Source organism: Pseudomonas kurunegalensis (assembly GCF_030291635.1).
GTDB classification, from domain to species: domain Bacteria; phylum Pseudomonadota; class Gammaproteobacteria; order Pseudomonadales; family Pseudomonadaceae; genus Aquipseudomonas; species Aquipseudomonas monteilii.
The window spans coordinates 2,532,303-2,546,529 of the sequence record NZ_CP127871.1 but is presented as its reverse complement, the minus strand read 5'-3'; the positions used below and the strand labels follow the sequence as shown (position 1 = coordinate 2,546,529).

At 63.9% G+C, this 14,227-nt stretch carries 12 protein-coding genes; 5 read left to right on the top strand and 7 right to left on the bottom strand.

Going from position 1 to position 14,227, the window contains the following annotated elements; genetic code table 11:
- The first annotated feature begins 11 nt into the window (after positions 1-11).
- Both QQ992_RS11405 and QQ992_RS11400 read left to right on the top strand, forming a co-directional pair.
- Entirely contained in the window at positions 12-1,280 is a 1,269-nt protein-coding gene (locus tag QQ992_RS11405) for a carbohydrate porin (RefSeq protein WP_286113426.1), read from the top strand.
- 98 nt (positions 1,281-1,378) lie between these two features.
- Positions 1,379-2,881, top strand: coding sequence for an amino acid permease (locus tag QQ992_RS11400; RefSeq protein ID WP_286113425.1), 1,503 nt, complete (start codon positions 1,379-1,381; stop codon positions 2,879-2,881).
- A gap of 52 nt (positions 2,882-2,933) precedes the next feature.
- Here QQ992_RS11400 and argE read toward each other — a convergent pair whose 3' ends face one another.
- Complete coding sequence (argE, locus tag QQ992_RS11395) at positions 2,934-4,094, bottom strand: acetylornithine deacetylase (protein ID WP_286113424.1); 1,161 nt, start codon at positions 4,092-4,094, stop codon at positions 2,934-2,936.
- Positions 4,087-4,764: a DUF1028 domain-containing protein gene (locus tag QQ992_RS11390; RefSeq protein WP_286113423.1), complete on the bottom strand. Its 678-nt coding sequence runs from the start codon at positions 4,762-4,764 to the stop codon at positions 4,087-4,089. The genes argE and QQ992_RS11390 overlap by 8 nt, the downstream gene beginning before the upstream one ends.
- Before the next feature lie 303 nt (positions 4,765-5,067).
- Here QQ992_RS11390 and QQ992_RS11385 point away from each other — a divergent pair, with 303 nt between their 5' ends.
- Both QQ992_RS11385 and QQ992_RS11380 read left to right on the top strand, forming a co-directional pair.
- On the top strand, positions 5,068-6,387 hold the full coding sequence (locus QQ992_RS11385) for a flavin-containing monooxygenase (RefSeq protein WP_286113422.1): 1,320 nt from the start codon (positions 5,068-5,070) through the stop codon (positions 6,385-6,387).
- Positions 6,387-6,803, top strand: coding sequence for a RidA family protein (locus QQ992_RS11380; RefSeq protein ID WP_016713864.1), 417 nt, complete (start codon positions 6,387-6,389; stop codon positions 6,801-6,803). The genes QQ992_RS11385 and QQ992_RS11380 overlap by 1 nt, the downstream gene beginning before the upstream one ends.
- Here QQ992_RS11380 and QQ992_RS11375 read toward each other — a convergent pair.
- Genes QQ992_RS11375 through QQ992_RS11360 form a run of 4 tightly spaced genes read right to left on the bottom strand, consistent with a single transcriptional unit; the run spans position 6,794 to position 10,573 of the window.
- Entirely contained in the window at positions 6,794-7,621 is an 828-nt protein-coding gene (locus QQ992_RS11375; protein ID WP_286113421.1) for a sugar phosphate isomerase/epimerase family protein, read from the bottom strand. The genes QQ992_RS11380 and QQ992_RS11375 overlap by 10 nt on opposite strands.
- Positions 7,618-8,358 carry an SDR family oxidoreductase gene (locus QQ992_RS11370; RefSeq protein WP_286113420.1) on the bottom strand — a complete coding sequence of 247 codons (741 nt, stop codon included), beginning with the start codon at positions 8,356-8,358 and terminating at the stop codon, positions 7,618-7,620. The genes QQ992_RS11375 and QQ992_RS11370 overlap by 4 nt, the downstream gene beginning before the upstream one ends.
- The gene (locus tag QQ992_RS11365; RefSeq protein ID WP_105947492.1) at positions 8,355-9,704 is read right to left on the bottom strand and encodes an MFS transporter; all 1,350 of its coding nucleotides are present in this window, start codon (positions 9,702-9,704) and stop codon (positions 8,355-8,357) included. Before QQ992_RS11365 ends, QQ992_RS11370 begins: the two co-directional genes overlap by 4 nt.
- A 41-nt stretch (positions 9,705-9,745) precedes the next feature.
- Positions 9,746-10,573 (bottom strand): amidohydrolase family protein, encoded by an 828-nt coding sequence (locus QQ992_RS11360; RefSeq protein ID WP_286113419.1) that lies wholly within the window; start codon positions 10,571-10,573, stop codon positions 9,746-9,748.
- A gap of 147 nt (positions 10,574-10,720) precedes the next feature.
- On the opposite strand from QQ992_RS11360, the gene QQ992_RS11355 reads away from it, so the two are divergent.
- Positions 10,721-11,659: a LysR family transcriptional regulator gene (locus tag QQ992_RS11355; protein WP_286113418.1), complete on the top strand. Its 939-nt coding sequence runs from the start codon at positions 10,721-10,723 to the stop codon at positions 11,657-11,659.
- A 154-nt stretch (positions 11,660-11,813) separates the two neighbouring features.
- Here the strand turns inward: QQ992_RS11355 and QQ992_RS11350 are convergent, their stop codons facing one another.
- Complete coding sequence (locus QQ992_RS11350) at positions 11,814-14,219, bottom strand: TonB-dependent receptor (protein ID WP_286113417.1); 2,406 nt, start codon at positions 14,217-14,219, stop codon at positions 11,814-11,816.
- Positions 14,220-14,227 lie beyond the last annotated feature (8 nt).

Genomic DNA, 14,227 nt, shown 5'->3' with positions numbered 1-14,227 from the left:
GAGATTTAGCAATGCCATCCGCAATCCGCATCACCCCCACCCTGCTGCTGGCCCTGGCCAGCACCACCGCCCTGGCCGACGCCGACCTCATGACCCGCAGCACCCTGACCGGTGACTGGGGTGGCCTGCGCCATCAGCTGGAAGACGACGGCGTCAAGTTCACCGGCGACTACAGCGGCGAAACCGCCTACAACGCCCACGGTGGCCTGCACCGCTCGGCGCGTTACTCGCAGAACCTGAAGCTGGGCGTGCAGTTCGACCTGTCCAAATTGTATGGCCTGGACAACGGTGGCAAGGTCCAGCTGACCATCAACGACCGTCGCGGCAACAGCGCCTCGGAAGACCTGGTCGGCAACCGCTTGCCAATCCAGGAAAACTTCGGCGGCCTGTATACCCGCCTGACCGAGCTGAGCTACGAGCGCACCCTGTTCACCCCGGCACTCAACGTCAAGCTGGGCTACATGGCCATGGGCAACGACCTGGGCGGCCTGGACAGCGGTATCCTGTGCAACTTCATGAACGCCGGCTTCTGCGGCCACCCGCTGAACATGTCCGGTGGCAGTGGCTGGACCAACTACCCCAATGCCCACCTGGGCGTGCGGGTGAAGTATGACCTTTCGCCTGCCTGGCAACTGCGCGTGGCGGCGTTCAACGTCGACCCCGAGAGCAATGGCAACTCCAGCCGCGCCTGGCACCTTGGTCCCAAGCACACCACGGGCACCGTGGTGCCGGTGGAGCTGGTGTACAAGCTGCAGGGTGAACTGCCGGGCGAGTACAAGCTGGGCTACTACTACGACAGCTCCGACGTGAAACGCATCGGCAGTGATGATGAAGTGTCCGGCCGTGGCGGCCATTACCTGCTGGTTGACCAGGCAGTGTGGAACGACCAAGGCTCGCCAGGCCGCAGCCTGCATGCCTTCGGCCAGTACTCGGCGTCGAGCAAGGCGGCCTCGCCGTTCACCAAGTGGTACGGCGCCGGCGTGGTGCTTTACAAGCCGTTCGAAGGCCGCCCGAAAGATACCGTGGCGCTGGGTTATGGCCGTGCCGTGCCCAACCCGCGTAGCCGCGACGTGCTGGAGGATGCCGCCTTCAATGCTGGCCAGCAGTTCCCCGACATCGACAGCGCCGAGCAACTGATCGAACTGAGCTACGGCTACCAGGCCACGCCTTGGCTGAACCTGCGCCCGGATGTGCAATACATCATCGAGCCTGGGGCGTTCTCCGGGAAGGACATCGACAACGCGTTGGTGGTTGGCCTGCAGGTCAAGGCTACCTTCTAATCCGCCGGGGCCGCGTGGCGGCCCATTCGCCATCAAACTGGCACACACAGGCCCCTCGGTCTTTACTCACCCCTTCAGCGCAAGGGAGAGCCAGGCCAATGAGCACAGCAACGGAAGGCAAACTGAATGTCTGGGCGCTCACTGCCCTGGTAGTGGGCTCCATGGTCGGCGCCGGTATCTTCTCGCTGCCAGCCACCTTCGGCCGTGCCACCGGCGGCCTTGGTGCCATCATTGCGTGGTGCATCGCCGGCCTGGGCATGCTGATGCTGGCCTTCGTGTTCCAGACCCTTGCCCGCCGCCGCCCGGACCTGGACTCGGGCATCTACGCCTACGCCAGCGCCGGCTTCGGCAGCTACCTGGGTTTTGCCTCGGCCTTTGGCTTCTGGGCCGGCACCTGCATCGGTAACGTGTCCTACTTCATCCTCATCAAATCCACGCTCGGCGCCTTCTTTCCGGTCTTTGGCGACGGCAACACGGTGGCGGCCATCGCCGCTTCATCCGTGTTGTTGTGGGCCTTCCACTTCCTGGTCCTGCGCGGTGTACAACAGGCGGCAGTCATCAACACCATTGCCACCGTGGCGAAGATGATTCCGATCCTGGTGTTCATCGTGGTCATCATCGCCGCGTTCGACGGTGGCCTGTTCAGCCAGAACTTCTGGGGTCCCCCCGTGGCCGGCCCGGCAGCCGACCTGGCCCACCTCGACGACTATGGCCGGGTCGGGCATGCCGCTGCCGAGCTGCTGCCGCCAGGCGAATCGCTGTTCGAACAGGTACGCAGCACCATGCTGGTGACCGTTTTCGTGTTCCTCGGCATCGAAGGCGCCAGCGTCTATTCACGCTATGCGCGCAACCGCCGTGACGTGGGCATCGCCACGGTGCTTGGTTTTGTCGGCGTGCTGTGCCTGCTGGTGCTCATTACCCTGCTCAGCTACGGCGTCATGTTGCGCCCGGAACTGGCCGGCCTGCGGCAGCCGTCGATGGCCGGGGTGCTGGAGGCGATAGTCGGGCGCTGGGGGGCGATCTTCATCAGCATCGGTTTGATCATCTCGGTGCTGGGCGCGTACCTGTCGTGGACCTTGCTGGCCGCCGAAGTGCTGTACTCGGCCGCCCACGACCAGGCCATGCCGGCCTTTCTCACCCGACAGAACCCGCAACAGGTACCCTCGGCGGCGCTGTGGCTCACCACACTGTTCGTGCAACTGTTCCTGTTGCTGACATGGTTTACCGAGTACGCCTTTACCTTGGCGCTGGAGCTGACCAGTTCGCTGACCTTGATCCCCTACCTGCTGGTGGCGGCGTATGCACTAAAGCTGGCGGCAAGCCGGGAGACGTACGAAACCGATGCGGCTGAGCGTGGCAAGGACCTGCTTGTCGCCTTGCTGGCCACGGCGTACGCGGTGTTGATGGTGTGGGCTGGCGGGATGAAGTACCTGCTGTTGTCGGCGGTGATCTATGGGCCGGGGACGGTGCTGTATATCAAGGCCCGGCTGGAGCAGCAGCGGCAGGTGTTCAGCGGGTTCGAACGGGGGGTGTTTGCGGTGGTGGTGCTAGGGGCGGTGATTGCCGTTTATGGGTTGGTCAGTGGAAGTATCGAGATTTGAGTTAATAGCTGATGGCCTCTTCGCGGGTTTACCCGCGAAGAAGCCAGCACAATTAATCCTGCTTGAGGTAATCCACCAGCTTGAGCAACATCGCATCACACCCCTGCAACTGCTCGACACTGACAAACTCGTCCGGCTTGTGCCCCTGGTCCATGCTGCCAGGCCCGCACACCACGGTCGGGATACCTGCCTGGTCGAACAACCCGCCTTCGGTACCAAACGCCACCGTACCGAATTCATCGGTACCACTGAGCAACGCCACCAGCTGCGCCGCCTCGCTGTCGGCAGGTGTCGCCAGCCCCGGGTAGGCGCTCAGCGGCGCCAGGCGAATATCACTGGCCGCATTGATCTTGCGCATACGTGGCAGCAACTCGGCTTCTGCATAGGACTGCAACTGGTCGGCCACTGCCTGCGCCTCAAACCCCGGCAAGGCCCGCACTTCGAAATCGAACTCGCACTCCGCCGGCACGATGTTCAGTGCCCTGCCCCCTTTGATCACCCCGGTCTGCACCGTGGAGAAAGGCGGGTCGAAGCGCTCGTCGTGATGCTGTGGCAAGGCCAGTGCGTCACCGATGTCACCCAGTTTGCCAATCAGCTTCGCCGCGTACTCGATGGCATTCACGCCATAGGGCGCATACGCCGAGTGGCAGGCCGCGCCATGCACCTGGCAGCGCATCGCCAGCTTGCCCTTGTGCCCCAGCACCGGCTTAAGCTCGGTGGGTTCACCAATGAGGCACAGGCGCGGCTTGTGCGGGCGCTGTTCCAACGCGGCCAGCATCGAGCGTACACCCAGGCAGCCCACTTCCTCGTCATAGGAGAATGCCAGGTGCACCGGCATACGCAGAGGTTGAGCGAGGAACGCGGGCACGGCGGCCAGCACCGAGGCGATGAAGCCTTTCATGTCGGCCGTGCCACGGCCATACAGGCGCCCGTCATGTTCGCTCAGGGCAAACGGCTCGACGGTCCAGGCCTGCCCATCCACCGGCACCACATCGGTGTGCCCCGACAACACCACGCCGCCAACGTTCTGGGGGCCGATGGTGGCGAACAGGTTGGCCTTGGTGCCCTCCGGGTTGTGAAACAGCTCGCACTCCACCCCCAGCTCGGCCAGGTAATCGCGGATGAAGCCGATCAACTCAAGGTTGGAGTCCCGGCTGACCGTAGCAAAGCCGATCAGCCGGGCCAGCAGCGCGCGGCTGGCGAACTCACTCATCGCCCGGCACCCCATAGCTGGGTGCCGCGGTCGGGTTGAGGGCTCGGGTGACGTAATCCTGCATCTGTGGGCGATAGGCCTGCCAAAGGCCGTCGAGCACGCCGATCGGGTCGGTATCAGCCCAGTCCACGCGCAGGTCCACCAATGCCCAGGTCAACTCGCCGGCAATTTTCAACGCCGCCGAGTGCACCGGCCCGGCTTCACCACCCGCAGCCATCGCCGCGTGCATGGCGGCCAGCAAGCGGTCGGCCAGGTGGCCGCCGGCCTGCTCGAACGCCACGACCATCGCTTCGATCACCCGGGTCGAGGACAACAGGTTGCCCGCTGCGGCGCATTGCTCACCGGCCACGGCGTTGTGCGTGCCCAATGCCTCGCGCCCGGTAAACAGCGCCACCTGCCCTTGGCTGTCGATCACGGTGACCTGGCGGTACTCGCTCCAGCCATTGGCACTGAGCACCCGGTCCAGCGCGGCGGCGGGTGGCAACTGGCCCTGTTCAAGGGCATCGAGAATCTGCGGGCCCAGCGCCGGCAAGGTGATGTTCTGGGTGGAAACGGCGCCAACACCGGCACGCACCCAAGGGCAACGGGCACCCACGGCAATGCTCGACGAACTGATGGCGATGCCGACCTGGCCGGTTTCCTGGCAGCGGCCAATGATGGAGAAGGTCATGGTGAAGCTCCTGTTGTCCTGTGCGATGCAGGGCATTCTGGGCGCAACCTTCTAGCCCACGAAACCAACATTTTCCTGTGCCTTGAGCAGGAAAAAACTAAGCCCGAAAAACAACGCCAAAAATGACAGGAAAAACGCCTAAACGCACGCTGCAGGCCAGGCATATCAAGGCCTTCGCCGTTTTATCGGCAAGCACCAGCTAAATACTATTTTCGCCATTTGTGCCGCATCCCTAGTCTGGCCCTAGGCAACGGCGGTCCTCCAAACCGACCTGACAAAAACCGCCTGAACAAGGGCTCGGACATGACACTGAACAACCTCGAAATCGACACCCTCGTCGTCGGCGCCGGCCAGGCCGGCGTGGCCATGAGCGAACACCTGAACAAGCTTGGCGTGCCGCACCTGGTGCTGGAGCGCAACCGCATCGCCGAAGCGTGGCGCACTGGCCGCTGGGACTCGCTGGTCGCCAACGGCCCGGTCTGGCACGACCGCTTCCCGGGCCTGGAATTCAACCTCGACGCCGACGCCTTCGCCGGCAAGGACCAGGTGGCTGACTACTTCGAGCAGTACGTACGCAAGTACAACCTGCCCGTGCGCACCGGCATTGAAGTGAAGCGCGTGGTGCGCAACAGCGACCGCCCGGGCTTTACCATCGAAACCAATGAAGGCGTGATTCGCGCCAACCGTGTGGTTGCTGCAACCGGCCCGTTCCAGAAGCCGGTAATCCCCGCCATTGCGCCAAAGGACAGCAACCTGCACCAGATCCATTCCGCCGCCTACTACAACCCTCAGCAACTGCCAGAAGGCGCAGTGCTGGTGGTAGGTGCCGGCTCCTCTGGCGTGCAGATCGCCGAAGAGCTGATGCGTGCGGGCCGCCAGGTGTACCTGTCGGTCGGCGCCCATGACCGCCCGCCTCGTGCCTACCGCAACCGCGACTTCTGCTGGTGGCTGGGCGTGCTGGGTGAGTGGGACGCAGAAATCGCCAAGCCTGGCCGCGAGCACGTGACCATCGCCGTCAGCGGCGCCCGTGGCGGCCACACCGTAGACTTCCGTGCCCTCGCCCATCAAGGCATGACCCTGGTCGGCCTGACCCAGTCGTTCGAGAACGGCGTGGCACGCTTCCAGGACAACCTGGTCGAGAACATCAACCGTGGCGACGAAAACTACCTGGCCCTGCTGGATGCCGCCGATGCCTACATCGAACGCAACGGCCTCGACCTGCCAGAAGAGCCCGAAGCCCGCCAGCGCCTGGCCGACCCGGAGTGCATGGTCAACCCGCTGCAGCAGCTGGACCTGGCCAAGGCCGGTGTCAGCAGCATCATCTGGGCCACCGGTTACGGTGTGGATTTCAGCTGGCTGCAGGTGGACACCTTCGACGCCAACGGCAAACCCCAGCACCAGCGCGGCGTAGCCCGTGAGCCCGGCGTGTACTTCCTGGGCCTGCCGTGGCTGTCGCGCCGTGGCTCGTCGTTCATCTGGGGCGTGTGGCACGACGCCAAGCACGTCGCCGGCCACATCGCCACGCAACGCACCTACCTGGCCTACCGCGACCGCGAACAGCGCGACGCGGATGAGCAGCAAGACAACACCATCAGCAACGTCAGCACCCTCGGAGCCCACTGATGCCTACTCATACCCGCATCCGCATGTTCAACACCAAGGAAACCTACCCCAACCAGACCCTGGACAACGACCTGTGCCAGGCCGTGCGGGCCGGTAACACCATTTATGTGCGCGGCCAGGTCGGTACCGACTTCGAAGGCAAGCTGGTGGGCCTGGGCGACCCTCGGGCGCAGACCGAGCAGGCAATGAAGAACGTCAAGCAACTGCTTGAAGAAGCCGGCTCGGACCTGTCGCACATCGTCAAGACCACCACTTACATCACCGACCCGCGCTTCCGCGAGCCGGTGTACAAGGAAGTGGGCAAGTGGCTCAAGGGTGTGTTCCCGATTTCCACCGGGCTGGTGGTGGCGGGGTTGGCCCAGGCCGAGTGGCTGATGGAAATCGATGTGATCGCCGTGGTGCCGGATCAGGCGTGACCGGCAACCTGCGCGGCAGGTGACCCACGCCTGTCGTGCAGCCAGGCGTGGGTTGCCTGTGCCGCTGCTTGCAACCGCTGTGTTGCGGGCAAGCCGGCGGACGGCACCTCCACGCTGATGCACAGGTTGCCCGGCAATGCCGCGAGCAACTGCGCCAGCGGCAGTTGCCCCTCCCCCGGCAACAGGCGGCCCTCACGCGCTTCCTGAATGATCAGATCGTCCGCAGGCGCCAGCAGCGGTGCATCGCACAACTGCATGGCCCGCAGTAGATTTGGGTTGATCCGCGCGATGTCGGCCACCTGGCCACCGGAGCGAAACAGGTGCAAGGCATCAATCAGCACGCCACCGTTGTCCTGCCCTGCCCCCTCCACCACCGCACAAGCCTGTTGCAACGTCGCCACTGGCCGCCAGCGCATGAACTCCAGGTCCACACGCAGGCCATGGCCACGCGCCATTTCACACAGTGCTGCAAAGTTGCCGGTCAGGCGGGTAACATCCTCGTCGTCCCCGGACACCGTCAGGCTTGCCGCTCCCAGCTCGGCACCGACGGCCAACAGCGCGTGGTAATCGGCCACCCGGGTTTGCGCCGTCAACGATACGAACTCGATGTCGTTGACTCGTACACCTTCGCCCGCCATCACCGCCCGCAGTTCACGCATTACCTGACTACCGGCCGCAACCGGGTAAGCCTGCGCCCCTGGCATCACCGGGTGCAGGCGCAGGCCCACGGCACTGAAGCCAGCGCGCCGCGCCTCGCGCACCAGACTCACTGGCGTCAGCTCCAGCGCCGTCAGGTGCGCCACGCCCAGGCCATTCAATAGGTCGCCCTCCCACCACTGAGGTCGAACACGAAGCCGGTGGTAAAGCTACACTCGGGGCCGGCAATCCAGCTGACCATGTTGGCAATCTCCTCGGCCTTGAGGAACCGCCCCATGGGGATCTTGGCCTTGCTTGCGGCAATATGCTCCGCCGTCATTTCAGCCATCAGCGGCGTCTCGACCATGGCCGGTGCCACACAGTTGAGCAGCACGCCGTCCTGCGCCAGCTCCTTGGCCGCCGCCTTGGTGAAGGCGATGACCCCGGCCTTGGCTGCCGAATAAGCCGAGATGTACTGCACGCCATCCTTGCCGGCCATCGAGGCGATGTTGACGATGCGTCCATAGCGGTTTTCACGCATGTGCGGGATGGCGGTGCGGCAGCAATAGAACACGCCGTTCAGGTCGATGGCGATGACTTTGTCCCAGGCCTCTGGCGGGTACTCCCACGACGCCACCACCGGGCCGTTGATGCCGGCATTGTTGACCAGGATCTGCACCTGCCCCAAGCGCGCCAGCGTCTCGGCGAACGCTGCCTCTACCGAGGCCAGCGATGACACATCCACCGCCTGGCGCAGCACCGGCTCAAAGCCATTTTCAAGGCTGTTCCAGCCATCGACAGCGAGGTCCCAGATCACCACCTGGGCGCCTGCTGCATGCAGGCGCTGGGCGATCGCCAGGCCGATGCCACGCATGCCGCCGGTGACGATTGCAGTCTGGCCTTGCAGGTACTGGCTCATTGTTTTGCTCCATTTTCGACAGTTGGAATATCCGGCAAGCGACGCAGGTCGCTGACCATGAACAGGTAGCACAGCGCCCCCAGCACGGTGATCGACGACACGAACGCCAGGGCCCAGACGAACGAGCCGGTGAGCGAAACGATGATGCCGATGGTCAGGGGCGTAACGATGCCTGCCGCGTTGGCGAACAGGTTGAACAAGCCGCCACTGAGGCCCAGCAGGCCTTTCGGGGCGATATCGGAAACGATCATCCAGGCCAGTGCAGACATCCCTTGGGCGAAGTAGGCGATGCACAGAATGGTGATCACCAGCGCATCCGACTCGACGTAGTTGGCCAACACGATCACCGACGCGGTGAGCAGCCCGGCGATCACCGGCAGCTTGCGCGCCACGTTCAGCGAGTAGCCACGGCGCAGCAAGGCGTCGGACAGCCAGCCGCCGACCAGCGTGCCCAGCGAGGCGGCAATGAACGGCAGCACCGCTACCCAGCCGACCTTGAGCCAGGGCATGTGCCGCTCGGTCACCAGGTAAGTGGGGAACCAGGTGAGGAAAAACACGTTGGTGGAGTTGCAGGCGAACTGCCCCAGGCAGATGCCCAGCATGTTGCGGTGCTTGAGCAGCGCCGGAATCTGCGACCAGCGGAACACCGTGGCTTTCTGGCCGCCATCGACCACTCCACCGCCGGCGGCAATGTAGTCCAGTTCGGCCTGGTTGGCCGTGGTGGACTGGTGCGGCTCATGGTATTTGCGCCACCACACCAGGCCATAGAGGATGCCCATCAGGCCCACGGCCATCAGCAGAAAGCGCCAGCCATAGGCATGCAGCACCCAGAACAGCAACGGCGTCAGGAACGCCAGGCCGGTGTACTCGGCAAAGGTGTAGATACCCGTCGCCCTGGCCCGCTCACTTTGCGGGAACCAGGTGGCCACTACCCGGCTGTTGGTAGGGAAGCACGGTGCTTCGGTCACCCCCACCAGAAAACGCATGCCCAGCAGTGACAGAAAGCCCTGGGCCAGCCCTTGCAGGCCGGTGAACAGCGACCACAGGGTCAGCGCCAGCCAGTACGTGAGTTTGGTGCCCAGCCGGTCGATGAGGATGCCACCCGGGATCTGCGCGGCGGCGTAAGTCCACGAAAAGGCGGAAAAGATCACCCCCATCATCGCTGCGTTCAAGCCCAGGTCGGCACTGATGCTGGGCGCTGCAATGCCCATCACGCTGCGGTCGAGGTAGTTGATCATGGTGCCGCCGGAGATCAGCGCCAGGATCATGAAGCGGGTGCGGGTGCGTTGCTGCGCGCGCGCCGGGGTGTCGAACACCCCGAGGCTGGCGTTCTGTTCAGTGTTCATGACGGTTGCTCTCTTGTTATTGGAATGGCAAAACCCGGGTTCTAGGCAAACCCGAACAGACGGCGAGGTGTGTCCCACATCACTGCACGGCGCGTGCGGGCATCCGGCATCAGGCATTCGGCCAGTTTCAGCAACGGGCCGTAGTCCACCCGCGAGCGCTGGCGAATGAACGGCCAGTCCGAACCCCATACGCAGGCCTCGGGGCCAAAGACTTCGAGCAGGGCGTGGACGTAGGCACTGCTCTGCTCCAGCAAGGCATCGGCGGCGGCGAACTTCTGCATACCCGACAGTTTCACGCAGGTCCGGCCACTGTCGGCCAGCCGCAGCAAGGCCTGGAAGCCAGCTTGCCGCACCCCGGCGGCTACACCCGGGCGGCCACAGTGATCAATCAACAGACGCGCTCGGGAGCCTTGCAGCAGGCCGTGCAGGTCCAGCAACTGGTCTTCGCACACCTGCACCTGGGCAAACAGGCCAAGCTCGGCGACCTTGCCGAACAGCCCGTCAACGTCCTTGAGGCTGGCCACCCCGTACAACGCGGGGTTGAAGGCGATACCGACCACCCCTTGCGCCTGCAGCGCAGCCAGCGCATCGAGAGGGATACTTGCCTCGACCACCGCCACGCCCTTGAACCGCCCTTGCCCGGTGGCCAAGGCGTGCAGCAGGCAGCGGTTGTCGGTGTGGTAGCCGCTGTTGGGGCCCACGAGCAAGGCATGCTGTACACCGTAGGCGTCCATCACCCGGGTGAACTGCTCCTGGGTCGCCACCTCCTGGCCAGAGGGCGCATAAGGTGCCTCGGGGTGGTAAGGGAAACGGGCGGGGTCAAACAAATGGTTATGGCAATCGATCTTCGGTTCGTCAAAAATGTTCACGCAGCACTCCCGGCAAGCGCCGCTGCGCCTGCCTGCAGATCTTGTTATTGTGCGCCGCAAGGGCGATTTGGCTGTGTTCAAGATACTGCGTGGGCGGGTTTGACGCTCATACCCAGATGGCGAAGACCATAACCGAAGGTAATAGACATGCTGCTTGGTAATGAAGGTGCAGACGCAAGCCCCATGGTGTTCAAACTGCGGCACATGGAAGTGTTCCGTGCGGTGATGCTGACCGGCTCGATCAGCGCGGCGGCCAAGCTGCTGTATGTGTCGCAGCCGGCCGTGAGCAAGCTGATCCAGTACATCGAGGGGCGTCTGGCTTATCGCCTGTTCGAGCGCATCAACAACCGCCTGGTGCCCACCGCCGAGGCGCAGGTGCTGTTCCGTGAAGTCGAGCGGGTGTACCAGGCGGCGCTGGAGGTGAATGAATGTGCGCTGTCATTGGGTGCCGGCGGCCACCGCAAGCTGCGTATCTCTTGCAGCGCCTCGCTGTCGACGGTGGTCATCCCGATTGCCCTGGCGCAGCTCAAGCGCGAGGCGCCTTCGCTGGACATCGAGTGGCAAACCTCGCTGATGGGCGAAATGCCCAACCAGATCCTGTCGAAAAAGGTCGACCTGTCGATTGCCGCCCTGCCCGTGGTGCACGATCACCTGCATTCGCAGGCCTTCATGCGCGGGCGCATGGTGGTGGTGATGCCACCCGACCACGCCTTGGCCGGGCATGGCTCGCTGACCTTGCAGCAGCTAGAAGGCCATGCGCTGTTGCTGTTCAGGCCCGACATGCCGTTTGGCAAACTGCTGGCCGGGCACATCGAGCGGCGCGGGCTGCAATTGAAATCACTGTTGTCGTTCACCAACGCCAACGAAGCAGTGGCCCTGGTGAAGCAAGGCATGGGCATCAGCGTGATCGACGAATTCGTGGCGCAGGACAGTGGGTTGGCGGTGGTGCCGCTGGCCGATGAAATTCACTTTGATATCAGCTTTGTCTATTCGCGGTTCGAGCCGCCGTCGCATGCGGCGATGCATTTGATGCGGGTGTTGCAGGGGCAGGCGCAGAAGCTGGGGCGGGCGATTGCGCCAGCATGATTCAACAGGCCGGCGCGGTCCCTGTAGGAGCGGCCTTGTGTCGCGATCGGGGCGCGAAGCGGCCCCACATTTTCAGCTTCGCCGCGAAAATCGCCGGGGCCGCTTTGCGGCCCATCGCGACACAAGGCCGCTCCTACAGGGGATTGCGCATGGGTTAGAAGCCTATGGTTGCCGACAACAGGTAGGTGCGCGGCGTGGACAGGGTCAACCCCGGCTCACTGTCATCCGAAGCCCCCGCCGAGCTCCAGTAACGATCATCCAGCACATTCTCGACACTGGCCCGCAAGGTAACCTCGGTAGCATCTACCTTGAAGGCATAGCGCGCGCCCAGGTCGTAACGCTCCCAGCCATCGATCTGCTTGCTGTTGTTCTGGTCCAGGTACTGCGAGCTGGAATGAATGCCCCGCGCCGTCAGGGTCAGCCCGTTCACACCCGGCACGTCCCATTCGGCGCCGAGGTTGACGTTGTACTCGGGCGTGGCCGGCGCGCGGTTGCCATCGTAGGCGCCACCCACGGTGTCGGTCAGTTCGCTGTCGATGTACATCACTCCACCCAGCACCCGCACACCTTCCACCGGCTCTCCGAACACGCTCAACTCGATACCACGGTTGTCACGCTTGCCATTGGGCCCGAACACCCGCGAGGTGGCGTTGGTCTCGTAGGCCGGTTGACGAATGCGGAAGGCGCTTGCCGTAAAGGCAACCTTGCCCAGGTCATACTTGGCCCCTACCTCAACCTGCCGGCTGGTGAACGGCGGGAAGATCTGGTCTTCGTTGATCGACGTCGAGGGCGCGATCTTGCCCTGACTCAGGCCTTCCATGTAGTTGGCGTACAACGACAGCTGGTCAGTGACCTTGAGCAGCACGCCGCCCGAGGGCGAGACCTTTTCTTCGTCGTAGGCGGTCTCGCCTTTTACGCCGTCGCTCCAGTCATCCACCTGCACCCGCTGCCAGCGCGCGCCCAGGGTCAACAGCAGGCGGTCGTCGAAAAAACCGAGGGTGTCGGCCAGGGCCACACCGGAGAAGCGGTTTTCTGTGTAGACCTCGGGATCGATGCGGGTGGGTGTGCCCGGGGTCGGGGTCGCTACCGGGTTGTAGAGGTTGCTGGGCGCCGAAGCATAGCGGGCGCCGCCGTTGGTGAAGTCCATGTAGAAGTAGGTAGCGGCCAGGTTCAACTCGTGGCTGACCGGCCCGGTGTGAAACCAGTTGCGAAGGCCGGCCATGGCGGTACGCACCGACTCGTCCCGGGTGAAGTCACGCGGCTGCACGGTGAAGTCGCCAGCATCGTTGGTGATGGACACGTTGTGCCGCAGGAAATCATGGTTGCTTTCACGCGCGCCGACCGCGCCATAGGCCAGCAGCGACTCACTGAGGTCGTATTCGGCATGCAACGCACCAAAGGTGTCGTTGGTGCGCGCCTTGCTCCAGGCCTGGGCATAGTTGTGGCGAACATCATTGGCATCCGGCACTTTGGCGTTGGCGCCGATCAACACGCGCTCCTGCGGTGCATCGGTGTCACGCTCGGTGTGGCCGAGGTCTGCCGACAGGCGCAGGCGCTCGCCGCGAAAGTCCAGGCCCAGTACCGCCATTTCGCGATCGACACGTTGGTGGTCCCATTCGGTATCGCCGGCCTGCTTCACAGCATTCAAACGCACGCCGAACTGCTGGCCTTCGCCAAAGCGCCGGCCAACATCCACCGCGCCACCTGCCTGGCCCGCCGACGCATAGCTGCCGGTAAACTCGGTGATCGGCTTGTCTGTGGCCCGCTTGGGCTGCACGTTGATACCGCCGCCCACGCTGCCACGCGGCGAAATGCCGTTGATCAACTGGCTGGGGCCTTTGATGATATCGACCCGGTCGGCCATCTCCATGTCGATCGAGTAAGTCGGCAAGATGCCGTACAGGCCGTTGTAGGCCACATCACTGTTGAACAGGCTGAAGCCGCGAATGGTGAACTGCTCGAAACGCCCGCCCGCCGGGTTGGTAGCGCGCACCGACGGGTCGGTGGCGATCAATTCGCCCAAGGTCCGCGCTTGCTGGTTCTTGACCAGTTCGCTGGTGTAACTGGTGATGCTGAACGGGGTTTCCATGAAATCGCGCGAACCCAGCAGGCCCTGCGTGCCCTGACGTGCCACCTGGCCACCGGCGTACGGCTGCGCTTCGTTGCTTGCTGCCAGTCCGCCAACGATGCTGGTCGGGGCGATCTCCAGAGCGCCACCGGACTCGGGTGCCGGCACCAGGGTGAAGGCACCCTCACCCACCGGCAGCAACTGCAGGCCGCTGCCGCGCAGCAGTTGCATGAAGCCTTCTTCGACACTGTAGCTACCGGACAACCCACTGCTCTGCCGGCCCTGGACCAACGCAGGGTCCAGTGAAAGGCTGACACCGGCCTGGTCGGCAAAGCGGGTCAGCGCGGCGCCCAGGCTCGTGGCCGGCACCTCATAGGCACGCCGCCCCGGCTCATCGGCCCAGGCAGGCGCAGACAGCAACAGGCTCATGGCGAACAACGGACGCACTGCGCGCACCAGCGGGCGCAGGCGGCAAGACATTACTGCAGACATTGAACAAG